The sequence below is a fragment of the Cribrihabitans neustonicus genome (genome assembly GCF_048820895.1).
GTDB classification, from domain to species: domain Bacteria; phylum Pseudomonadota; class Alphaproteobacteria; order Rhodobacterales; family Rhodobacteraceae; genus Cribrihabitans_A; species Cribrihabitans_A neustonicus.
Window position 1 is genome coordinate 465,079 of the sequence record NZ_JBMERQ010000002.1, and the last position, 21,373, is coordinate 486,451.

Here is a 21,373-nt window from a genome sequence, read left to right on the forward strand (position 1 = left end):
TCCTCCGTGATTTCGGTTAGGCGCTGTTATGAGCCAAGGCAAAACCGGGGGCAAGAGCGGCGATGAGTGACGAGGCGATCCGCATCAGGGCGTTGCGCAAAACCTATGCCGGCGGCAAGGGCCAGCCCGAAAAACACGCGCTGAAGGGTGTCGACCTCGACGTGCCGCGCGGCTCGGTCTTTGGCCTGCTTGGGCCGAACGGTGCAGGCAAGTCGACGATGATCAACATCCTCGCAGGCCTGGTGCGCAAAACTTCGGGCGAGGTCTCCATCTGGGGTTTCGACCAGGACGAGAACCCGCGCCAGAGCCGCGCCGCCATCGGGGTGATGCCGCAGGAGCTGAACCTCGATCCCTTCTTCACCCCGCGCGGCGCGCTGGAGGTTCAGGCGGGGCTCTACGGCGTGCCGAAGTCCGAGCGCTACAGCGGCGAGATCCTGCGGATGATCGGGCTGGAGGACAAGGCCGAGGCCTATGCCCGCACGCTCTCGGGCGGCATGCGGCGGCGGCTTCTCCTGGGCAAGGCGCTTGTGCACCGGCCCTCCGTTCTGGTGCTGGACGAGCCGACAGCGGGCGTCGACATCGAACTGCGCCAGATGCTCTGGGAGAACATCCGCAAGCTCAACGCGCAAGGCATGACCATCATCCTCACCACCCATTACCTGGAGGAAGCCGAGGAGATGTGCGACGAGATCGCCATCATCAACCAGGGCGAGCTGGTGGCGCGCGACACCACCGCGAACCTCCTGGGACGGCTCGACGCGCGGGCGATGGTGGTGCATCCGGCAGCCGAGGTCTCGGACCTGCCCGCGGGCAACGGCATCGAAGCCGAACTGCGCGGCGACGGCGCCGTGGTGCTGCGCTACCACAGCCAGCAGACCAGCGCCGAGGAGGTGCTGGCGGCGGTGCGCGCGGCCGGGATCTCGATCCGCGACGTGAAGACCGAGGAGGCGGATCTCGAGGACGTCTTCCTGGCGCTGACCACATCCCGCTGAGCCGCCGTGCGGATACGCCCGTTTGAACCCCGCGATGCCGCCGCTTGGGCGCGGATCTTCCATGATGCGGTGCATCAGACCGGCGCGCGGGACTACAGTGCCGAACAATGCGCTGCCTGGAGCCCGGCGCCGCTACCGGAGGCAGCGGTCCTGGCGCACACCGGGGACGGCCGCAGGATCTGGGTCGCGGTGGATGAGGCCGGCGTAGTGCAGGGGTTCATTGAACTCGAGGCAGATGGCCATATCGATTGTTTCTACCTGACGCCCGCGGTGGCGGGCTCTGGTGTGGGCGCGGCGCTTTACGCCGGGCTTGAGGCTGAAGCCCGCGAGGCCGGCCTCGCGTCCCTTTATGTCGAGGCCAGCGAAGCCGCACGGAGGTTCTTTCTGCGCCAAGGGTTCGCGGATGAGGGCCGCCGCGACTTTGAGCGCCACGGCGTGATGATCCATAACTACGCCATGTCGAAGGGGCTGTAACCGTGCCTCACCCCCGCTCGATCCGCGCCTGGTAGCAGTTGTTGCGGGCCGAGCGGATGTGAACATAGGCCACATTCGGATCCGCCAGGATCACCTCCGCCTTCGACATCATTGCCTCCCGCGCTACCACCTGTCCGGTGCCATAGACGATGCGGTCGTCCGCGCCATAGCCCTTGATCAGATAGTCCGGCCCGCGGCTGAAAATCTCGGGCAGGGCGGGGCCTTCGTGCCGCGCGCAAGGTTCGGCGCAGAGGAAGATCGGCCCGGTCTCCGCGTAGGGCTGCAGCGCGGGGAAGGGACGGTGGGCCAGCACCAGCATCTCCGCGCCTTCGGCGATATAGCGCAGGCAGTGGCGGCAGGGGTTGCCGCCGCCGTCCGAAAGCTTGCGTTCGGGCGGCTGGCCGTAAGCGTCGGGGCCGCCTGCCTGCAGGGCGCGGACGGTTTCGGTGGGCAGGGCCTGGATTGTGGGCATTGGAACCTCCTGTCAGCTCGGCGCCAGCCTGCCGCGGCGGCGTCCTCCAGGCGACCCGGAAGCTGCGCATCCCGCCACCGGGGCGGGGCCGGGCAGGCCGGAAGGGCTCCCGCCGGCGTTGCGCGTAATGGAGATGCGGCTTGCGCCTGTTGAGCCGGGCGCGGCGCTTTTCCGCCGGGGCTAGGGACCGGCAAGGACCGGGCGACGCCGGGGAGGGACTCGAAATGAGAACAAAACAGGAATATACTGCAGGCCATGTTTGCCGAGTTCGCCTGTCTTTCCAATTTCACCTTCCTCACCGGGGCCTCCCACCCGGAGGAATATGTGACGCGCGCGCTGGAGCTGGGCATCGAGGCTATCGCCATTGCCGATGAAAATTCGGTCGCGGGCATCGTGCGGGCGCATGCGGAATGCCGCGACATTGCCCGAAGGGTGCGCGAGCGGCAGGCCTGGGACCGGGCGCACGGCCCGATCGGCCCGCCGCGTCCTGACGGCATCGCGCCGCCGCCCTCCTTCCCGCTCTACGATGTGCCGCGGCTGATCCCGGCGGCGCGGCTTATGTTTACCGATGCGCCGGAGGTCATCGCCCTGCCGCAGAGCCGCGCGGGCTGGCGCAGCCTGTGCCGGCTGATCTCCACCGGGCGGCTCCGGGCGGAGAAAGGGAGCTGCACTCTCCACCTCTCCGACCTCTTGGAGTTCGCGGACGGTCTCCACTTGGCTCTGGTGCCGCAGGCGGACCGCTTGCCCGGCGGCGCGGGCGGATGGGGGCCGCATATGGACGCGCTGACGCGCCGCTTTGGCGGGCGGATGCACCTTTTGATGGCGCCGGCCTATGACGGCAGCGACGGCCCCCGGCTGGCGGCGCTGGCGCAGCTGGCGGCACGGCTGAACCTGCCGCCGCTCGCCAGCGCCGCGCCGCGCATGCACCATGGCGCCCGCCGCCGTCTGGGCGACGTGCTGACCGCCATCCGCCTGCGCTGCAAGGTCGAAGCCTTGGGCCGCGCCGCCATGGCCAATGGCGAGCAGCGCCTGCGCTCGGAAGCGGAGATGCGCCGCCTGTTCCGCGGCCATGAGCACGCGGTGGAGAACGCAGGCCGCCTTGCTGCCCGGCTCGCGTTCTCGCTCGACGAGCTGCGCTATGACTACCCGGACGAGGCCGAGGGCGGCGAGACCCCAGCGCAGCGGCTGCGGCGGCTGTCCGAAGAAGGCCTGCGCTGGCGCTACCCGGGCGGCGCGCCGGAGCGGGTGCGGGGCATGCTGGAGCATGAGCTGGTCCTCATCGGCAAGCTGAACTACGAGCCCTATTTCCTCACCGTGCGGGACATCGTCGCCTTTGCCCGCTCCCGCGGCATCCTCTGCCAGGGCCGCGGCTCGGCGGCGAACTCGGTGGTCTGCTACTGCCTGGGCGTGACCTCGGTGAGCCCGGAGCTCGGCACCATGGTATTCGAGCGCTTCGTCTCGGAAGCCCGCGACGAGCCGCCCGACATCGACGTCGACTTCGAGCACGAGCGCCGCGAGGAGGTGATCCAATGGATCTACGAGCGCTACGGCCGCCACCGCGCAGGGCTTTGCGCCACGGTGATCCACTACCGCGGCAAGCGCGCCATCCGCGAGGTCGGCCGGGCCATGGGGCTGACCGAGGACACCATTTCGGCACTGTCCTCCCAGCTTTGGGGCTTCTTCGGAGCCAAGGGGCTGGAGGCGGAGCGGATGCGCGAGATCGGGCTCGACCCCACCGCCCGCCGCCTGCAGCTGACGATGGAACTGGTGGAGCAGATCATCGGCTTCCCGCGGCATCTGAGCCAGCATGTCGGCGGCTTCATCATCACCGAAGGCCGCCTGGACGAGCTAGTCCCGATTGAGAACGCCACGATGGAGGGGCGTACGGTGATCTGCTGGGACAAGGACGATATCGACGCGCTGGGTATCCTCAAGGTCGACGTGCTGAGCCTTGGCATGCTCACCTGCATCCGCAAGGCCTTTGACCTCATGCGCCAGCACCACCAGCAGGACTACACGCTGGCGACGCTGCCGCAGGAGGACCCGGAGGTCTACACCATGCTGTGCCGGGCCGACAGCATCGGCGTCTTTCAGGTGGAAAGCCGGGCGCAGATGAACTTCCTGCCGCGGATGCGGCCGCGCTGCTTCTACGACCTGGTGATCGAGGTGGCGATCATCCGGCCCGGGCCGATCCAGGGCGACATGGTGCACCCCTACATCCGCCGCCGCAATGGCGAGGAAACGGTGGAGTTCCCCTCCGACGCACTGGGCGAGGTGCTGGGCAAGACGCTCGGCGTGCCGCTGTTTCAGGAGCAGGCGATGCAGATCGCCATCGTCGGCGCGGGCTTTACGCCGGAGCAGGCCGACCGCCTGCGCCGCTCGCTCGCCACCTTCAAGAAACACGGCAACGTCAGCGAGTTCCGCAGCCTGTTCCTGCACGGCATGGCGAAGAACGGCTATGATGCGGAATTCTCCGAGCGCTGCTTTTCCCAGATCGAGGGCTTCGGTTCTTATGGCTTCCCGGAAAGCCACGCGGCGAGCTTTGCGCTGCTGGTCTATGCCTCGGCCTGGATCAAGTGCCACCACCCGGGCATCTTTGCCTGCGCGCTTCTGAACTCACAGCCGATGGGGTTCTACGCGCCCGCGCAGATCGTGCGGGACGCGCGCGAACACGGGGTTGAGGTGCGCCCCGTTTGCATCAACGCGAGCTACTGGGACAACGCGATGGAACCCGACGGGCGTGGCGGGCTGGCGCTGCGGCTGGGGCTGCGCCAGATCCGGGGGCTGCGCGAGGAGGACGCGAGCTGGCTCACCGCGGCGCGCGGCAACGGCTACATGGAGGTGGAGGACGTCTGGCGCAAGGCCGGGCTGATGCCCGCGGTGATCGAACGGCTGGCCGAGGCCGATGCCTTTGCCGCCCTCGGCCTCACCCGGCGCGAGGCGCTCTGGGCCGCCAAGGCGATCACCGCCCGCAAGCCGCTGCCGCTGTTTGCCCGCGAGCTGGAGGGCGAGGGCATCTACGAGCCGCAGGCGGATCTGCCGAAGATGGCGCTGGGTGAGGAGGTGGTGGAGGATTACGTCGCCATGCGGCTCAGCCTCAAGGCGCATCCGGTGGCGCTGATCCGGCATCTGCTGACACCGCAGGACGCGGGCGGCAGCGCGGGTGGCGCGGCTGGGGATTGAGTATTTTGGGAAAGATGAAAGAGCGAAGGCTTGCAACACGGAAACTCCGGTGGAGATCAGCCGCCCTTGGCGCGGGCTGCAAGCCCGTGCCGCGCCCGGCCCTCCGCGTGCCATGGCCGCCCCATGCGGCGCTATCGGCGGTTTCCCATTGCGGGGCGAGCCTGTAGAAGAGCCTCAACCACAGCAGTGCCGGAGCCCTCTCATGACCAGACCCAAACCTGTCGTCCTGTGCATCCTTGATGGCTGGGGCAGTGCCGAGCCCGGACCCGCCAACGCGCCTTACCTCGCTGAAACCCCCGCCTTCGACGCGATCATGGCCGAAGGCCCCACCGCGAAGCTGATCACTCACGGCCCCGACGTGGGCCTGCCGAGCGGACAGATGGGCAACTCGGAAGTCGGCCACACCAACATCGGTGCGGGCCGGGTGGTGGCGATGGACCTGGGCCAGATCGACCTGGCGATCGAGGATGGTTCCTTCTTTGACAACAGCGCCTTGCAAGATTTCATCGCCGAGCTGAAGGACACGGGCGGGGCCGCGCATCTGATGGGGCTGGTCTCGGACGGGGGCGTGCACGGGCACATCACCCATATCCTCGCCGCGGTGAAGGCGATCTCCGATGCGGGCGTGCCGGTCTGGCTGCACGCGGTCACCGACGGCCGCGACGTGGCGCCGAGGTCGGCCTACGGCTATTTCGAGGAGCTGAAGGACAAGCTCCCCGATGGCGCCCGCATCGCCACCGTCATTGGGCGCTACTACGCGATGGACCGCGACAACCGCTGGGAGCGGGTGCAGGAAGCCTATGACGCGATGGTCAAGGCCGAGGGCCGCCCTGTGCGCGACGCCCATGATGCCATCGACCACGCGTACAACCAGTCTGAGAACGACGAGTTCATCGGCGCGAGCGTGATAGCGGGTTACGAGGGGCTGAAGGACGGCGACGGGTTCTTCTGCCTCAATTTCCGCGCCGACCGCGCCCGCGAAATCCTCCGCGCCATCGGCGAGCCGGGTTTTGCCGAGTTCGACACCGGCGAGCGGCCCAGGCTGGCGGGCCTTCTGGGCATGGTGGAATATTCCGCCGCGCACAACGATTACATGACCACCTGCTACCCCAAGGAGGCCATCGTCAACACGCTGGGCGAATGGGTGGCGAAGCAGGGCCTGCGCCAGTTCCGCCTCGCCGAGACCGAGAAATACCCGCATGTGACCTTCTTCCTCAACGGCGGCAAGGAAGAGCCGGAGGAGGGCGAGGACCGCTTCATGCCGAAATCGCCCAAGGTCGCAACCTATGACCTCCAGCCCGAGATGAGCGCGCCGGAGGTGACGGAGAAATTCGTCGAGGCGATCGGGGCGGGCTATGACCTTATTGTCACCAACTACGCCAACCCCGACATGGTCGGCCATACCGGAGACCTGAAAGCCGCGATCAAGGCCTGCGAGGCAGTGGACCAGGGGCTGGCCAAGGTGGTCGCGGCGCTCAAGAAGGCGGGCGGCGCCATGCTGGTTACCGCCGACCACGGCAACTGCGAGGTGATGGTGGACCCCGAAACCGGCGGCGCCCATACCGCGCATACGCTGAACCTGGTGCCGGTGGCGCTGGTCGGCGGGCCGGAGGGTGCCAAACTGCGCGACGGGCGGCTTGCCGATCTGGCGCCGACGCTGCTGGATCTGATGGGGCTGGAAAAACCGGCCGAGATGACCGGGGAGAGCCTGCTGTCATGAGATTGCGCGCAGCGCTTGCAGGCCTGTGGCTGGTGCTGACGCCTCTGGCCGCGGCGGCGGAGCCTGCTGCGGCCGCCAGAGAGGCCGCGGCGGAATTGGAGGCGGCCTCGGTGCGCCTGCAGAAGGCCGAGGGCGCGCGCGACCGGGTGAAGGCGCTGACCAGTGCGGTGCAGGCCTATGAGGCCGGGCTTGCGGCGATGCGCGACGGCTTGCGCCGTGTGGCCCGGCGCGAGGCGCAGCTCTCGGCACAGTTCGCCGCCCGCAAGCGCGAGACGGCGGGCCTTCTGGGCGCGATCCAGGCCATTGAGACGGCGCCGCCGCCGGTGCTCCTGTCGCACCCGGCAGGCCCGCTGGGAGCGGCGCGCTCGGCGATGATGCTGGCAGAGGTCACCCCGGCGCTGCACGCCCGTGCCCAGGCCTTGAAGCAGGATCTGGAAGAGGTCCGTGCGCTCCGCCTGCTGCAGCAGAGCGCCGCCCGCACGCTGGAAGATGGCCTTCTGGGGGTGCAGCAGGCGCGGGTGCAGCTTTCGACCGCCATCGCTGACCGCACCGGCTTGCCGCGCCGCTTCACCGAGGACCCGGTGCGCACGGCCATCCTGATCTCCTCGACCGAGACGCTGGCGGGCTTTGCCGACGGGCTCTCGGAGATCGCGGGCGGTGAGATCCGGCCCTCGGAGGCCGACATCAGCGCCGAGCGCGGCGGCCTGCCGCTGCCGGTCGAGGGGCTCGTGCTGCGCGGCTATGGCGAGCGCGACGCCGCGGGGGTTGCGCGCGCAGGCCTGCTGGTTGCGGCGCGGCCGCGGGCGCTGGTCACCTCTCCCACCGCGGCCACCATCCGCTACCGCGGCCCGCTTCTGGACCTCGGCAATGTGATGATTCTGGAGCCCCAGCCGGGCACGCTGTTCGTGCTGTCGGGGCTGGCCGAGGTCTATGGGGAAGCGGGCGAGGTGATCCCTGCGGGCAGCCCGGTGGGGCTGATGGGCGGCGGCGATCCCGCGCCTGAGGCAATTCTGTCAACAAGCGGTGAAGGGGGTGGAACTGACCGGACAGAAACGCTCTATATAGAAGTTAGAATGGACAACAGCCCGGTGGACCCTGCGACATGGTTCCGCACGGGGAAAAGTGGATGAAGGCTACATGAGAAAATTTGCGATGGCCGCCATCGGCGGCACGCTGGCAGGCATTCTGGCGACAACCCATGTGGCTGGCCCCCTGCTGGCCCAGGAGGGTGCGCGCGAGGCCAATGTCTATGAGCAGCTCGACCTGTTCGGCGATATCTTCGAACGCATCCGCGCCCAATACGTGGAGGAAGTGGACGAGAAGGAGCTGATCGAGGCCGCGATCGGCGGCATGCTTTCCTCGCTCGATCCGCACTCCAGCTACCTGTCGCCGGATGACGCGCTGAAGATGCGGGTGCAGACCCGGGGCGAGTTCGGCGGTCTCGGCATCGAGGTCACCCAGGAGGAAGGCTTCGTCAAGGTGGTCTCCCCCATCGACGGCACCCCGGCCGACGCCGCAGGCATGGAAGCGGGCGACTTCATCACTCATGTCGATGGCGAGAGCGTGCTTGGACTGTCGCTGGACGAGGCGGTGGACCTGATGCGCGGACCGGTCGGCTCGGAAATCGTGATTACAGTGGTGCGCGAGGGCGAGGCCGAGCCCTTCGACGTGTCGATCATCCGCGACACCATCAAGCTCACCGCCGTGCGTGCCCGCACCGAGGGTGAGACAGTGGTGATGCGGATCACCACCTTCAACGACCAGACCATGCCGAACCTGGAAGAGAACCTGAAGGAGCAGATTGAGGAAGCCGGCGGCATCGACGCGATCAACGGTATCGTGCTGGACCTGCGCAACAACCCCGGCGGCCTGCTGACCCAGGCGATCAAGGTGGCCGATGGCTTCCTGGATTCGGGCGAGATTGTCTCCACCCGCGGCCGCAACCCGGAAGACGGCGAGCGTTTCAACGCCACCCCCGGCGACCTGGCCCAGGGCAAGCCCATCGTGGTGCTGATCAACGGCGGCTCCGCCTCGGCGTCGGAGATCGTCGCGGGTGCCCTGCAGGACCACCGCCGCGCCATCGTGGTCGGCACGAAGTCCTTCGGCAAGGGGGCGGTGCAAACGGTGATGCCTCTGAAGGGCGAGGGTGCGATGCGTCTGACCACAGCTCGCTACTACACGCCTTCGGGCCGCTCGATCCAGGCTCTGGGCGTCAGCCCCGACATCGTGGTGGCGCAGCCGCGCCGCAACCCGGAAGCCGAAGACGAGGAGCAGGGGCCGACCCGCCGCTCGCGCTCGGAAGCGGACCTGCGAGGCAGCCTCAACAACGACAGCCTTTCCGAGGATGAGGTCCGCCAGATCGAGGCCGAGCGCGAGAAGGCCGAAAAGGCTGCCGAACTGCGCGAGGAGGACTACCAGCTTGCCTATGCCATCGATATCCTGAAGGGTCTGGTGGCGCTGGGGCCGCAGTAAGTCTTTGATCGTCAAGAATTTTTCAAGGGCCGCGCCACGAAGATGCGGCCCTTTTTTTGTACGTGCAGCAGTGGAGACAAATAGACGCCCGATCTCCGGCGCACAGGCCCTGCGGCTTGCGCTATGGTGGCGCCATGATGTTCGACCTGCCCGATTCCGAAACCCTTTACCAGGCCCTCCTGGCGCGCGATGCGTCCTACGAGGGGCGCGCCTATGTTGGGGTCAGCTCAACCGGCATCTTCTGCCGGCTGACCTGCCCGGCGCGCAAGCCCAAGTTCGCCAACTGCCAGTTCTTCGAAACCCCCGGCGCCTGCATCGAAGCGGGCTTCCGCGCCTGCAAGCGCTGCAGGCCGCTGGAGGCTGCGGCAGGAAACGATCCCGTCGTGCAGCGGCTGCTCACGCTCTTGGAAGACCGCCCCCTGCACCGCTGGGGCGAGGGCGATCTGACCGTACTGGGTTTCGATCCCTCCACCGTCCGGCGCGCCTTCAAGCGGCAGTTCGGGATGACCTTCCTCGCCATGGCCCGGCAGCGGCGCCTGCGAGAGGGCTTTACGGCGCTCAAAGCGGGGGAACCGGTGATCGCGGCGCAGCTTGAGGCCGGGTTCGAGTCCGCCAGCGCCTTCCGCGCGGCCTTTGCCCGGCTCGCGGGGCAGGCGCCAGGCAGCTTCCGCAAGGACGCGCTGCTGCTGGCGGATTGGATCGACACGCCGCTTGGGGCAATGATCGCGGTGAGCTGCGAACACCGGCTGCACCTGCTGGAGTTTGCGGACCGCAAGGCGCTGCCGCGTGAGGTGGCCCGTCTGCAAGCGGCGCAGCCCGGCGGGTTGGGCTTTGGCACGCCGCCGCCGACGGCGCAGGTTGCGGCGGAGCTGCGCCGCTTCTTTGCAGGCGAGGGGGCGGATTTCCAAACGCCCCTGGCGCTGCACGGCACCCCGTTCGAGCGCGAGGTCTGGCGTGCCTTGCAAAAAATCCCGGCGGGGGAGACCCGCAGCTACGGGCAGATGGCCCATGCCATCGGCAGGCCATCCTCAGTGCGGGCAGTGGCGCGGGCCAATGGTGCCAATCAGCTGGCGCTGATCGTCCCCTGCCATCGGGTCATTGGTGCGGACGGATCGCTGACCGGCTATGGCGGCGGGCTCTGGCGCAAGGAGCGGCTGATCGCGATTGAGGCACAGTATCGCGCCCGGCTGACCGCCTGAACGTTCAGCCTGTCAAGGCCGCGCCTCAGGCGGTGTCCCGGCAGTGGCGGCGGAAAGCGCGTTTCAGCATGTCCAGCTCGGCCCGCAAAAGCTCCACCTCGGCCCGCAGACCCGCGTCCTCGGTGCTGCTGCCGGTCACAGTAAATGCGCCCAAGCGGGCGGCATTTCCGGAATCGAAGATCACAAAGGTCTGCGTTCCGTCCCCCAGCGCATCCGCAGGAACCGGCACCGACAGGTGCCACTCGCCGCGTTCGCCCTCCGCCAGCGCGATACCCTCCAGCGGGTGGTCGCGGTGCATTACGGTGATCTCGGGCCGGCTCCGGGCATTGCTGAGCCGCCCCTCCCAGATGCCGTTGCGAAAACGGACTTTTGTCAGTGTCAGATCCGCCATGCCTGTCTCCATCAGATTGCCGCACGCCGCAGCCGCGCGAGGGTCAGGTCCCGCAGGACGATCTGATTCATCTCCGGCGCCTCGAAGATCAGGTCCAGCCAGATCTTGCCGGTGCGTTTCTCGTTCAGCCGGGAGTAGGCGAGATCGAATTCCACCAGGGCGGATTGCGTCTGGCCCGGCTGCGGCAGCTCACGCACGATCTGTTCGGTATTGGGCCCGTGCTCGATGTTCAGCCGGGCGAAGATGTCCAGCGGATGCTCGGCTTCCAGCGCGCAGCCCAGCTGCACCAGATGGCCGCGGGTCAGACCGTCAGCTGCGCCGGCCGGCAGGTCGATGCTCAGCGACAGGAAGGAGCCGTCGAATTCGAACACATCCATGCGCAGGCCGAAGGGAGCAAGGTCTTCGGGGCGGGTGTTGCGCAGCTGGCGCAGGCTCAGCTCGGCGCGGGGGCAGTCGTGGAACAGCTGCACGCCGCCATTGAGCCGGGTAGCGGGCGCAGCGGAGGCGATGCCGCGTTCCGCCAGGGGGCGGCACCAGAGATCCGGCCGCCAGCCCCAATCGGTTCCCTGCTCGCGCGGGAAGGCCTGCGAGCCCATCTTCGGAAGCGCCAGCCGGGCCTCGGCGCCGCGCAGGAAGTCATCAAGCTGAGCGCGCAGCGCACGGGCCTGGCCGCGCTGGCGGCGCAGCTCTCCCAAAGGGGCGGCGGCAGTCCCGGATGCGGCTCTGCGCCAGTGCCGCAGGCATCGCGTATGCAGCAGTTGGTCCAATATCCTGGCCATGGTGGTTTGTCCTGCTCTCTGAGTTCCTGCCTGCCCGGGCGCGTTTGCGGCAGTCTAGCGGGGAGGGGTTAGCGAAACCAAGCGGCAATCCGCGCTGCGAAGCCGGCGGAGGGGGCCGCGGCAGCGGGTCCAAGCCGGCGCGGATGCGCCCGTGGCCGCAGCAGATTGGCGGTTTGCTGCGGGGGTTCTTCAGGTGCTGCCACTGCTTTGTCATTGCCTTGGGGCTCCGGTTCCGCGCTGGCCGCCAGCGTGGCGCGGGTGAGCTGTTCCAGCAAGCGGGCTCCATGCGAACCCAGCGCGCGGCTGCCTTCTGGCGCGTAGAGCGCCAAGGCTACCAGATGGCCCTCCAGCACGAAGGCGCCGCGCCAATGCACAGGGCTCGCGCCCTTGGCGGTATAACCGGCATGCTTCAGCCGCACCAGCGGCAGCGGGCCGCCGGTCCGGCTCTCCTGAAGTTCGGCTCCCGGGAACATTGCGGCAATGTCGCTTGCCGACGGCGTCGCGGTCCCCGCTGCGGCGGGGCCTGCGGCGGCGGTCAGCACCGCACCCTTGCGGCCCGGCTGCCAGCTGTGCCCGCAGGGTACCAGGAGGGCAAAGCCGCCGCTCGCGGTGGCACTGCTGCTGCGGGGCTCGATGCAGAACCCTTCCGGCGCTGCCAGCCGCAGGCTGCCGCCGGCCATCTGCATCACCTGAGCGCCGCCCGGCCCGTCCAGAGGGCTGCAGCCAGCCAGCTCCAGCACGAGCCCCAGCGCTGCCGCGCCGGGAAGGGCGCGGCGCAGGGCAAGCGGCCGGTTTATGCCGGTTTTTCGGAAAATCCCGGAATTGCGGGTATTTGTCTTGCTCACGTCTGCCCCCTCCCGGCAGATGTTCCTATATTGGCTGCAGGAATAAAAGCGCCCCGCTGGCAGGACAAGCCCGCATTCACCGGCCCAAGGCAGCCCGGAGGCGGCGTTGCAGCGCTGTCCGCCCCGGCACCGGGCGGGCCGCGGGGCCGGGCTAAGAGCAGAAACCGCTGGGAGACACGCATGCCGCATACGCATAGCTACAGAGCTCACGAAGCGCTGGTCAGTGCCGCGCGGGCGAAGCCCCAGCTGTGGCGCTTAATGCTCGGGCTGCTGCTGGTGGCGCTGGTCAGTTTTGGGATGACGCTGGCGTTGCAGGCCGTGGTGACGGAGCTGTTCCCCGGCCCCTGGCTCGACGGTCTGGCGGATGGAAGCAATCCGGCCGCGATGCTGGTGCTGCTCAGCAGTTTCGGCTTCCTGGTGGTGGGGGTCGCAGCAGCGGTGCGGCTGCTGCACCGGCGCAGCTTTGCAACAGTGACCGGCGCCCTCAGGCCCCTCGCGGCACAGTTCGGGCGGGTCAGCCTGTACCTTATGGGCCTCGGCGCGGTGCTGATGCTGCTGCCGCCCTACGGCATGGGCGCGCCGATGACGCCGAACCTGCCGCTGCAGCTCTGGATTGGGCTTCTGCCGCTCTCGGTGCTGGCGGTGCTGGTGCAGACCAGCGCCGAGGAGATCCTGTTCCGCGGCTACGCCCAGCAAGCGCTGGCCGCGCGATTCCGCAGCCGCGTGGTCTGGCTGCTCGGCCCATCGGCGCTGTTTGCACTGGGCCACTACCTGCCGGCTGAGGCGGGGGAAAACGCGCTGCTGATCGCCGCTTGGGCCGGTGCCTTCGGGGTGCTTATGGCCGACCTCACTGCCCGCGCCGGCACCCTGGGACCAGCCATGGCAGTGCACTTCTTCAACAACGCCGCCGCGCTTCTGCTTTTTGCCTCCCCCACCAGCCTGAATGGGCTGGCGCTCTACCTCGTTCCCTTCAGCATGGCCGATACCGAAGGCCTGAGGCCCTGGATGGCGGTGGATTTCGCGCTGATGCTCATCAGCTGGCTGGTGGCGCGGCTGGCCATCAGGCGTTGATTGCAATTGGGCGCGGAGGGCCTTATCTGGAGGCAAACCGCCCCCTGGAGAGGCATCACTGATGAACTGGATCACTAACTACGTCCGGCCGCGGATCAACTCGATCTTCTCGCGCCGCGAAGTCCCCGAGAACCTGTGGCGCAAATGCGATGAATGCGGCACGATGCTGTTTCACCGCGAGCTGAGCGACAATCTGAACGTCTGCACGAACTGCGGCCACCACATGCAGATTGCCCCGCGCGACCGCTTCAGGGCGCTGTTCGACGGCGGTGTTTTCACCGAGGTCGCGGTGCCCGAGCCGCTGGCCGATCCGCTGAAGTTCCGCGACCAGAAGAAATACCCCGACCGCATGAAAGACGCCAAGCGCAAGGCCGGCGAAAAGGAAGCCATGCTGGTCGCCGCCGGTGAGATCGGCCGCACGCCGATCATCGCTGCGGCGCAGGACTTCTCCTTCATGGGCGGCTCGATGGGGATGTATGTAGGCAACGCCATCATCGCCGCCGCCCAGGAAGCGGTGAAGCTGAAGCGGCCGCTGGTGCTGTTCTCGGCGGCCGGCGGCGCCCGCATGCAGGAAGGCATCCTGTCGCTGATGCAGATGCCGCGGACGACCGTGGCGGTGGAGATGCTGAAGGAAGCCGGTCTTCCATACATCGTGGTGCTCACCCATCCGACCACCGGCGGCGTCACCGCGTCCTACGCGATGCTGGGCGATGTGCATATCGCCGAACCCAATGCGCTGATCTGTTTTGCGGGTCCCCGGGTGATCGAGCAGACCATCCGCGAGAAGCTGCCCGACGGCTTCCAGCGCGCCGAGTACTTGCTCGACCACGGGATGCTGGACCGCGTCACCCCGCGCACCGAGCTGCGCGAAGAGCTGATCACCATCACCCGGATGCTGATGGGGCTGCCGCCGCAGGTGGTGGGGGATCTGCCTGCACCGCAGGCGCAGGAACAGGCGCCCGAGGCCGCAAATGCGCAAGGCAATGACGCTGCGCGCGATGAAGCGGCCGAGTAAGCCGGTGTAAATAGCCTTGTCCGGCCGCTCTGGCCGGGCAGCACCACCCGCGCCCGGGCTCCGGGCGATTTGCTTGTTTCCCCCGGTCCGGGCGTTGCGCCTCGCCTCAGCCTGGCCAGCCTGCGGACCGGCCGCCCGACAGGACTTGGCTGATGCCCCAGACCGCCCCCCAGACTTCCGCCAAAAGCTCCGATGCGATCCTCGCCCGCATGATGGCGCTGCATCCCAAGATCATCGACCTGACGCTGGACCGGGTCTGGCGCCTGCTGGAGGCGCTCGGCAACCCGCAGGACAACCTGCCGCCGGTGGTGCATATCGCGGGCACCAACGGCAAGGGCTCGACCCAGGCGATGATCCGGGCAGGGCTGGAAGGTGCGGGCAAGTCGGTGCATGCATATACCTCGCCGCATCTCGCCCGCTTCCACGAGCGCATCCGGTTGGCCGGGGCGCTGATCTCCGAAGCCCACCTCACCGAAATCCTCGACGAATGCTACGCGGCCAACGGTGGCGAAAACATCACCTACTTCGAGATCACCACCTGCGCCGCGCTCCTCGCCTTTGCCCGCACGCCTGCCGACTACACGCTGCTGGAAGTGGGCCTGGGCGGGCGGCTCGATGCGACCAACGTGGTGGACGCACCGGCCCTCAGTATTATCACGCCGGTGTCGATCGACCACGAGCAGTTTCTCGGCAACACGCTGGCGAAGATCGCAGGTGAGAAGGCTGGCATTATCAAGCGTGGCATCCCGGTCGTCGTAGGCCCACAGCCCGAGGAAGCGATGGAAGTGATCGAGGCCACCGCCGCCCGGCTCGGCGCGCCGCTCATTGCCCATGGCCAGCACTGGCATGTCTGGGAGGAGCGCGGCCGCCTGGTGTTCCAGGACGAAAACGGCCTTCTGGATCTGCCGCTGCCCGCGCTCCTCGGGGCCCATCAAGTGCAAAACGCGGGCGCCGCCCTGGCCGCGCTGCGCCATCTCGGCGCGGATGAGGCCGCCTGCGAGGCGGCAATGGTCAATGCCGAATGGCCTGCCCGCATGCAGCGCCTGAAGACCGGCCCGCTGGCGGAGGCCGCGCCCGAGGCCGAGCTGTGGCTCGACGGAGGCCACAACGCTGCCGCGGGCATCGCGCTGGCCGATGTGCTGGCCAAGCTACCGGCCCGCCCCACGCATCTGATCTGCGGCATGCTCAATACCAAGGACGTGAGCGGCTACATGCGCCCGCTTGCCGTCCGCTGCGAAAGCCTCACGGCGATCTCGATCCCGGATGAGGTGAACACGCTTCCAGCCGAAGACACTGCCGCCGCGGCCAAATCTGCGGGCATCCCCGCCAGCACCGCCGACAGCACGCTCGCCGCGCTCAGGGAGATTATCGCCCGCGACCCAAAGGCCCGCGTGCTGATCTGCGGCTCGCTCTATCTCGCGGGCCACATCCTGCGCGAAAACGGCTGAGGAAATCCCGTACGAGCCACTTTCTGACCGCAAATACCCCGGGGGTGAGGCCCGGAGGGCCGAGGGGGCAGCGCCCCCTACTTCCTGCCAGGGATCTGCCCCCAATCCTTGTCCTGCATCTCCCGCAGCCGCGATGCCGTGCGCTCGAACTCGAAGGCGCCGTCGCCCTCGACATAGAGATATTCCGGCTCCGCTGCGGCAGAACAGATCAGCCGGACCTTTGCCTCATAAAGCGCGTCGATCAGGGTGACGAAGCGCTTGGCCTCGTTGAAGTTGCTGCGCGACAGCCGGGGAATATCCTCCAGAACCAGCACTTTCACTTCCTGGGCAATCGCCAGATAGTCTCCTGGTCCAAGCATCTTGCCGCAAAGGTCGTAGAAGCTTGCCCGCGCCACGCCGTTGCGGAAGGCGGGGAGTATCACCTCGCGGCCCTTCACTTCCAGCACCAGCGGCTGCGCGGGACCGCCCGCAAGGTCTTCCCAGATGGCGCGGATCTGCGCGCGCGCCGCGGCATCCGCCGGGGAGAAGTAAACCTGCGCCCCGGTCAGCCGGTCCTGCCGGTAGTCCGTGGCGCTATCCATCTCCCAGACCACCATCTGCGCCTTGATCAGATCGATGAAGGGCAGGAACAGCTGCCGGTTCAGCCCGTCCTTGTAGAGATCATCCGGGTGCCGGTTCGAGGTGGTGACCACAGTCACGCCCGCTGCAAACAGCGCTTCGAACAGGCGGCCGACGATCATCGCGTCGGTGATGTCGGTGATCTGCATCTCGTCGAAGGCCAGGAGCCGCACGCTCCCCGCAACCTCCGCCGCAACCGGCGCCAGCGCGTCCTCGGTGCCATTGCCGCGCTCCTCGTGCAGCTTGGCGTGGATTTCCTGCATGAAGGCGTGGAAATGCACCCGGCGGGAGGGCACGCCGTCGAGGCTGTCCACGAAGAGATCCATCAGCATCGACTTGCCGCGCCCGACCCCGCCCCAGAGGTAGAGCCCGCGCACCTCCTGGTAGGCCGCCTTGCGGAACAGCCCGCGTTTCACCGGCGGCGCCATGAGCCCTGCGGCGATCCGGTCAAACTCCGGCAGCACCGCCTCCTGGGCGGTATCCGGGCGCAGGCCGCCTGCGCTGATCTTCTGCTGGTAAAGCGTGCTGAGATGCGTCATGCGCCCAGCCATAGCGCGGCGGAATCGCGAAGAAAAGCGCCGCTTGCGGCAGCATCGGCGCAGGGAGCTGAGGCGATGGATCAAATTCTCTTAAGCCGCGGCGCAATTATCCTGATTTGACGGATGCGGGAATATCCGTAGGGTCACCGGGGGCCGGGACTGGCCCGGCAAGGAGACATAAAATGGACCGCCAGGCGCCGCTTTTCACCCCCGTCCTGATCGTCGGCTGCATCATCATCATGGTGAGCTTCGCGGTCCGCGCTTCCTTCGGGGTGTTCCAGATCCCGATTGCCGAAGAATTTCACTGGCTGCGTTCCGAGTTCTCCCTCGCCATCGCGATCCAGAACCTGGCCTGGGGCATCGGCCAGCCGATTTTCGGCGCCATCGCCGAGAAGATCGGCGACCGCAAGGCAATCATTCTCGGCGCGCTTACATACGCTCTGGGGCTGGTCCTGAGCGCGGGCGCCACTACGCCGTTCGAGATGCAGGCCTACGAGTGGCTGGTCGGCTTTGGCATCGCGGGCACGGGCTTTGGCGTTGTGCTGGCAGTGGTGGGGCGCGCCAGCTCGGACGAGAACCGCTCGATGTCGCTGGCCATCGTCACCGCGGCGGGCTCCGCGGGGCAGGTCTTTGGCGCGCCTGCCGCGGAGTGGATGCTGTCCTTCCTCAGCTGGCAGAGCGTGTTCCTGGTATTTGCCGGGGTTGTCCTGTCGCTCCTGCTCACGCTGCCGCTGATGCGCGCACCGGAACCGGCTTCGCGCCATGAGCTGGAGGAAAGCATGGGCGCGATCCTGATGAAGGCCTTCCGCGATCCGTCTTATGCGCTGATTTTCCTCGGGTTCTTCAGCTGCGGCTACCAGCTCGCCTTCGTCACCGCGCATTTTCCCGCATTTGTCACCGAGATGTGCGGTCCGATCATGCCGGGCGGCGCACTTTACAATATCGGCATCACCTCGACCTCGGCGCTGGGGGCGGTGGCGATTTCGCTGATCGGCCTGGCCAATATTGGCGGAACGCTGTTCGCGGGCTGGCTGGGCAAGCGCTACTCCAAGAAATACCTGCTCGCGGCGATCTACACCGGACGGACGCTGGCGGCGGCGGTCTTTATCCTGGTGCCGATCACGCCCGTTAGCGTGATCGTCTTCTCGGTGGTGATGGGCGCGCTGTGGCTGGCGACGGTGCCGCTCACCTCCGGCCTTGTCGCGCATATCTATGGCTTGCGCTACATGGGCACGCTTTACGGCATCGTCATCTTCAGCCACCAGCTTGGCAGCTTCCTGGGCGTGTGGCTGGGCGGGCGGATGTATGACATCTACGGCGATTACACCTTCGTGTGGTGGATCGGCGTCGCCGTCGGGGCCTTCAGTGCCATCGTGCATCTGCCGGTGCGGGAACGTCCGCTGCGGGCTGCGGTGGCCTGAACCGGAGCGGCGGACGGCGTTTGGCAGCGCCCGTGGTCCGCTGGGAACTGGAGGCCTGAAAGCGGCAAAGGGGCGGATGAACTCGCAGCCCGCCCCGTTTCGGCGCGTTTATTGCCGGGCCTGCCAGAGGCCGAGGATGTGGCGGCTGGCGATCAGGTCCAGATGCGCGCCGCCGCCGTTCTTGAACAGGGTGATCTGTTCCGGGTCATAGGCAGGGAAGCGGTCCAGCGCGTAGAAGTCCGCCAGCACGTCACTGCGCTTGAGGGTGCCGGCTTCCAGCGGGATCTTGAACTCGCCGATGTGGTCGAGCGTGGTGTCAAAGCTGTCGCAGTAGATCTGCGCGCGGGCGAGCGCGGTGTCGTCGGTCTCGCGCATGTCCGGGCGGTAGGCACCGATCAGGTTGAGGTGCTGGCCGGGCCTCAGCCACGCGCCCTCGATCACCGGGGTGGAGGACATGGTGCAGGTCACGATGATGTCTGCCGCGCGCGCGGCCGGTTCCAGCTCCGGAGCGTGTTTGGTGCCTGGGTATTGTGCGGCGAGCGCCTCCGCCTTGGCGGCGGTGCGGTTCCAGACCCGGATCTGCGCCTTGGGGTAGGCAGCACCGAAGGCCTCGATCAGCGAGGCGGCGACGGTGCCGGCGCCTGCGATCAGGATCTCGCGGCTCTCCGGGTTGGCGAGCCGCAGCGCGCCGAGCAGGCTGTCTCCGGCAGTCTTCCATTTGGTGACCAGGTGGAAATCCACCAGCGCTTCCGGCGTGCCGTCGGTGTCGGAGTAGAGGCAGACCGCGCCGTTCACCATCGGCTTGCCCTTGGCCGGGTTGCCGGGGAAAATGGTGGCGGATTTCACCGCGAGCCCCAGCCCGTCGATCCAGGCGGCGCGGCTCAGCAGGGTATCCTCGCCGCGGTAGAGGAAGGTATCGCCGATCTCCGCCTTAGGCAGCCTGTGGCCTTCTGCCAGCGCCTCGGCAAAGCGGGTCCAATCCAGGAGCGCTTCGCCCTGCTCGAAGGTGATGTAGGGAATGGTCATGAGCGCCTCGTGCCGTTCGGTTTGCGGGCCGCCTCAGGCGGCCTCCTCCTTGCTCAGCAGCCCCTCCTGCACCAGCCGCTCTGCGAAGGGGCCGGGCGCGGTGAACAGATGGGTTTGCCAGCCGCGCGCCTGCGCGGCCCCGATGTTTTCGGGAAGATCGTCGGTGAACAGGAGCCGGTCCGGCGCCACCCCGGTTTCACGTTCCAGAATAGCGTATATTTCCGGTTCCGGCTTGATGATGTTCAGATGCGCGGAGACGAAGGTGCGGTCGAAACCCTGCAGGAAAGGATATGTCTGGCAGGCAATTTCGAAGGTCTCTGCACCGAAGTTGCTGAGGGCGAATACCGGGACGCCCCGCGCCTGCAGCGCTTGTTTGAGGCGGACGGTATGGGGGATTGCTTCGGGAACCATCTGCAGCCAGCAATCGTGCCACCAGCGGATTTCCTCCTGCCAGGCGGGGTGCTTTTCCGCCAGGCCATAGACCGTGTCGCGGAAGGGGGCGCCGCGGTCGATCTCGAGGTTCACCGCGTGCAGCGGCACCTCTTTGAACATGCGCCTGCGGCGGTCTGCGCCGATGCGGCTGTCGTAGAAACGCTCAGGCTCCCAGGTGATCAGAACGCGGCCAATGTCGAATACTACAGCGTCTGCGGGCATGAGCGGGTCCTTGTTTCTATCCCGCCGCACGCGGGCGCGGCCTGGGGGCGGGGCGGTTGCGGCGGGTCTCGCGCCATACAGAAACAAGCCCCGCGCCAATGATCAAGCTGCTTCCGGCCCAGACTGGCGGATCGGGCCATTCGCTGAACACCATAACGCCCCAGAATACTGACATCGGCATCGCGATGTATTCGAAAGGCGCGGCGAGCGCGGCTTCGTTCAACCGGTAAGCCTGGCTCACCAGATAGCCGCCCAGGGAGCCCGCGATGCCTGCCCCTGCGAGCAGCGGCCAGTCTTCGGGCGCGGGCCAGACCCAGGCACGCAGCAGGAAGCCGAGCGCGGGGCTGTCGCCGGTGTCGAAGCGGCCGTCGCCGAAGGCGAGGCCCGCAAGGGCGCTGACGATCAGGAAACCCAGCATCGGGTAGAAGGCGAGGGTGGCGGCGCGCTCGCTGCCGCCGGCCCGGCGGGTCAGCACGTGCAGCGTGGCGTAGCCGCAGGCACCTAGGACGGGCAGGATCGCGGCGGGCTGGAAGCTGCCGGGGCCGGGGCGCATGATGATCAGCACACCGAGGAAGCCTGCAAAGACCGCGCCCCAGCGCCACGGACCGGGGCGTTCGCCGAGGAACAGCGCCGACAGCGTGGTGACGATCAGCGGCGTGGCAAAGGCGATGGCGACCGCTTCGGCCAGCGGCAGGATGGCCAGGCCGGTGAAGAAGCAGATGTTGGCAAACAGCACCGCCATGCAGCGCAGTGCATGCAGCCGCGGCTGGTGGGTGCGCAGCAGGTGGTAGCCGCCTTCCAGCGGCATGATGATGGCGAGCAGCAGGGCAAGACCGGTAAGGGAGCGGAACAGCACGACCTCGTAAAGCGGGTAGCCGCCGGAGAGGAACTTGAAGATCACGTCGATGATCGAGAAGGCGACGGCGGCCCCTGCGGCGGCCAGCAGGCCGGGAATGCTGACCTGCGTCTGGCTGCTCATTTGCGCTCCTTGGCTTGCTTATAGCGGGACCGGCCAATCAGTGGCGCGGATGCGGGCGGGGGGCAATGGGGCGCG

Annotated in this window: 19 protein-coding genes; 11 read left to right on the plus strand and 8 right to left on the minus strand. The window is 67.6% G+C overall.

The features are described 5' to 3' along the window. Positions 1-62 precede the first annotated feature (62 nt). Both ACOHWE_RS07330 and ACOHWE_RS07335 read left to right on the plus strand, forming a co-directional pair. A complete protein-coding gene (locus ACOHWE_RS07330; RefSeq protein WP_420665324.1) occupies positions 63-992 on the plus strand; it encodes an ATP-binding cassette domain-containing protein in 930 nt (309 codons plus the stop codon). 6 nt (positions 993-998) lie between these two features. Next, the gene (locus ACOHWE_RS07335; RefSeq protein ID WP_420665325.1) at positions 999-1,466 is read left to right on the plus strand and encodes a GNAT family N-acetyltransferase; all 468 of its coding nucleotides are present in this window, start codon (positions 999-1,001) and stop codon (positions 1,464-1,466) included. Positions 1,467-1,473: 7 nt separating this feature from the next. On the opposite strand, the gene ACOHWE_RS07340 is transcribed toward ACOHWE_RS07335, so the two are convergent. Continuing rightward, complete coding sequence (locus ACOHWE_RS07340; protein WP_420665326.1) at positions 1,474-1,938, minus strand: DUF1203 domain-containing protein; 465 nt, start codon at positions 1,936-1,938, stop codon at positions 1,474-1,476. A 255-nt stretch (positions 1,939-2,193) separates the two neighbouring features. On the opposite strand from ACOHWE_RS07340, the gene ACOHWE_RS07345 reads away from it, so the two are divergent. From ACOHWE_RS07345 to ACOHWE_RS07365, 5 genes are all read left to right on the plus strand, one after another. After that, a complete protein-coding gene (locus ACOHWE_RS07345) occupies positions 2,194-5,121 on the plus strand; it encodes an error-prone DNA polymerase (RefSeq protein ID WP_420665327.1) in 2,928 nt (975 codons plus the stop codon). Positions 5,122-5,323: 202 nt separating this feature from the next. After that, complete coding sequence (gene gpmI / locus ACOHWE_RS07350) at positions 5,324-6,841, plus strand: 2,3-bisphosphoglycerate-independent phosphoglycerate mutase (RefSeq protein ID WP_420665328.1); 1,518 nt, start codon at positions 5,324-5,326, stop codon at positions 6,839-6,841. Then, positions 6,838-7,971, plus strand: a complete 1,134-nt coding sequence (locus ACOHWE_RS07355) for a murein hydrolase activator EnvC family protein (protein ID WP_420665329.1) — start codon at positions 6,838-6,840, stop codon at positions 7,969-7,971. The genes gpmI and ACOHWE_RS07355 overlap by 4 nt, the downstream gene beginning before the upstream one ends. Before the next feature lie 7 nt (positions 7,972-7,978). Continuing rightward, positions 7,979-9,313, plus strand: coding sequence for a S41 family peptidase (locus ACOHWE_RS07360; RefSeq protein ID WP_420665331.1), 1,335 nt, complete (start codon positions 7,979-7,981; stop codon positions 9,311-9,313). 134 nt (positions 9,314-9,447) lie between these two features. Beyond that, positions 9,448-10,512, plus strand: coding sequence for a bifunctional transcriptional activator/DNA repair enzyme AdaA (locus ACOHWE_RS07365; RefSeq protein WP_420665916.1), 1,065 nt, complete (start codon positions 9,448-9,450; stop codon positions 10,510-10,512). Positions 10,513-10,537: 25 nt separating this feature from the next. On the opposite strand, the gene ACOHWE_RS07370 is transcribed toward ACOHWE_RS07365, so the two are convergent. The 3 genes from ACOHWE_RS07370 to ACOHWE_RS07380 all read right to left on the minus strand — a co-directional run bounded on the left by ACOHWE_RS07370 (position 10,538) and on the right by ACOHWE_RS07380 (position 12,527). After that, positions 10,538-10,903 (minus strand): hypothetical protein, encoded by a 366-nt coding sequence (locus ACOHWE_RS07370; RefSeq protein ID WP_420665333.1) that lies wholly within the window; start codon positions 10,901-10,903, stop codon positions 10,538-10,540. Positions 10,904-10,914: 11 nt separating this feature from the next. Continuing rightward, positions 10,915-11,682: a DUF6478 family protein gene (locus ACOHWE_RS07375; protein WP_420665335.1), complete on the minus strand. Its 768-nt coding sequence runs from the start codon at positions 11,680-11,682 to the stop codon at positions 10,915-10,917. Positions 11,683-11,750: 68 nt separating this feature from the next. Next, a complete protein-coding gene (locus ACOHWE_RS07380) occupies positions 11,751-12,527 on the minus strand; it encodes a hypothetical protein (protein WP_420665336.1) in 777 nt (258 codons plus the stop codon). Positions 12,528-12,707: 180 nt separating this feature from the next. Here ACOHWE_RS07380 and ACOHWE_RS07385 point away from each other — a divergent pair, with 180 nt between their 5' ends. The 3 genes from ACOHWE_RS07385 (at position 12,708) to ACOHWE_RS07395 (ending at position 16,061) form a co-directional block, all read left to right on the plus strand. Further along, positions 12,708-13,598: a CPBP family intramembrane glutamic endopeptidase gene (locus ACOHWE_RS07385; RefSeq protein WP_420665338.1), complete on the plus strand. Its 891-nt coding sequence runs from the start codon at positions 12,708-12,710 to the stop codon at positions 13,596-13,598. A 61-nt stretch (positions 13,599-13,659) separates the two neighbouring features. Further along, the gene (gene accD / locus ACOHWE_RS07390; protein WP_420665339.1) at positions 13,660-14,613 is read left to right on the plus strand and encodes an acetyl-CoA carboxylase, carboxyltransferase subunit beta; all 954 of its coding nucleotides are present in this window, start codon (positions 13,660-13,662) and stop codon (positions 14,611-14,613) included. Between the two features lie 152 nt (positions 14,614-14,765). After that, complete coding sequence (locus ACOHWE_RS07395) at positions 14,766-16,061, plus strand: bifunctional folylpolyglutamate synthase/dihydrofolate synthase (protein ID WP_420665341.1); 1,296 nt, start codon at positions 14,766-14,768, stop codon at positions 16,059-16,061. Between the two features lie 77 nt (positions 16,062-16,138). On the opposite strand, the gene zapE is transcribed toward ACOHWE_RS07395, so the two are convergent. Further along, positions 16,139-17,218 (minus strand): cell division protein ZapE, encoded by a 1,080-nt coding sequence (gene zapE, locus ACOHWE_RS07400; protein ID WP_420665343.1) that lies wholly within the window; start codon positions 17,216-17,218, stop codon positions 16,139-16,141. A 182-nt stretch (positions 17,219-17,400) separates the two neighbouring features. Here zapE and ACOHWE_RS07405 point away from each other — a divergent pair, with 182 nt between their 5' ends. Then, complete coding sequence (locus ACOHWE_RS07405) at positions 17,401-18,639, plus strand: MFS transporter (RefSeq protein WP_420665344.1); 1,239 nt, start codon at positions 17,401-17,403, stop codon at positions 18,637-18,639. 108 nt (positions 18,640-18,747) lie between these two features. Here ACOHWE_RS07405 and ACOHWE_RS07410 read toward each other — a convergent pair whose 3' ends face one another. Genes ACOHWE_RS07410 through ACOHWE_RS07420 form a run of 3 tightly spaced genes read right to left on the minus strand, consistent with a single transcriptional unit; the run spans position 18,748 to position 21,298 of the window. Next, positions 18,748-19,665, minus strand: coding sequence for an ornithine cyclodeaminase family protein (locus tag ACOHWE_RS07410; protein WP_420665345.1), 918 nt, complete (start codon positions 19,663-19,665; stop codon positions 18,748-18,750). 33 nt (positions 19,666-19,698) lie between these two features. Continuing rightward, positions 19,699-20,319, minus strand: coding sequence for an HAD family hydrolase (locus ACOHWE_RS07415; protein ID WP_420665347.1), 621 nt, complete (start codon positions 20,317-20,319; stop codon positions 19,699-19,701). Between the two features lie 16 nt (positions 20,320-20,335). Then, positions 20,336-21,298 carry a DMT family transporter gene (locus ACOHWE_RS07420; protein ID WP_420665348.1) on the minus strand — a complete coding sequence of 321 codons (963 nt, stop codon included), beginning with the start codon at positions 21,296-21,298 and terminating at the stop codon, positions 20,336-20,338. Positions 21,299-21,373 lie beyond the last annotated feature (75 nt).

Excerpts from the sequence above, each read along its gene's own strand:
- ACOHWE_RS07345 (WP_420665327.1), top strand. The coding sequence starts at position 2,194 with ATGTTTGCCGAGTTCGCCTGTCTTTCCAATTTCACCTTCCTCACCGGG.
- ACOHWE_RS07340 (WP_420665326.1), bottom strand. The coding sequence starts at position 1,938 with ATGCCCACAATCCAGGCCCTGCCCACCGAAACCGTCCGCGCCCTGCAG.
- ACOHWE_RS07385 (WP_420665338.1), top strand. The coding sequence starts at position 12,708 with ATGCCGCATACGCATAGCTACAGAGCTCACGAAGCGCTGGTCAGTGCC.
- ACOHWE_RS07405 (WP_420665344.1), top strand. The coding sequence starts at position 17,401 with ATGGACCGCCAGGCGCCGCTTTTCACCCCCGTCCTGATCGTCGGCTGC.
- ACOHWE_RS07420 (WP_420665348.1), bottom strand. The coding sequence starts at position 21,298 with ATGAGCAGCCAGACGCAGGTCAGCATTCCCGGCCTGCTGGCCGCCGCA.
- ACOHWE_RS07355 (WP_420665329.1), top strand. The coding sequence starts at position 6,838 with ATGAGATTGCGCGCAGCGCTTGCAGGCCTGTGGCTGGTGCTGACGCCT.
- ACOHWE_RS07360 (WP_420665331.1), top strand. The coding sequence starts at position 7,979 with ATGAGAAAATTTGCGATGGCCGCCATCGGCGGCACGCTGGCAGGCATT.
- ACOHWE_RS07415 (WP_420665347.1), bottom strand. The coding sequence starts at position 20,319 with ATGCCCGCAGACGCTGTAGTATTCGACATTGGCCGCGTTCTGATCACC.
- ACOHWE_RS07375 (WP_420665335.1), bottom strand. The coding sequence starts at position 11,682 with ATGGCCAGGATATTGGACCAACTGCTGCATACGCGATGCCTGCGGCAC.
- zapE (WP_420665343.1), bottom strand. The coding sequence starts at position 17,218 with ATGACGCATCTCAGCACGCTTTACCAGCAGAAGATCAGCGCAGGCGGC.
- ACOHWE_RS07395 (WP_420665341.1), top strand. The coding sequence starts at position 14,766 with ATGCCCCAGACCGCCCCCCAGACTTCCGCCAAAAGCTCCGATGCGATC.
- ACOHWE_RS07410 (WP_420665345.1), bottom strand. The coding sequence starts at position 19,665 with ATGACCATTCCCTACATCACCTTCGAGCAGGGCGAAGCGCTCCTGGAT.
- ACOHWE_RS07365 (WP_420665916.1), top strand. The coding sequence starts at position 9,448 with ATGATGTTCGACCTGCCCGATTCCGAAACCCTTTACCAGGCCCTCCTG.
- gpmI (WP_420665328.1), top strand. The coding sequence starts at position 5,324 with ATGACCAGACCCAAACCTGTCGTCCTGTGCATCCTTGATGGCTGGGGC.
- ACOHWE_RS07370 (WP_420665333.1), bottom strand. The coding sequence starts at position 10,903 with ATGGCGGATCTGACACTGACAAAAGTCCGTTTTCGCAACGGCATCTGG.
- ACOHWE_RS07330 (WP_420665324.1), top strand. The coding sequence starts at position 63 with ATGAGTGACGAGGCGATCCGCATCAGGGCGTTGCGCAAAACCTATGCC.
- accD (WP_420665339.1), top strand. The coding sequence starts at position 13,660 with ATGAACTGGATCACTAACTACGTCCGGCCGCGGATCAACTCGATCTTC.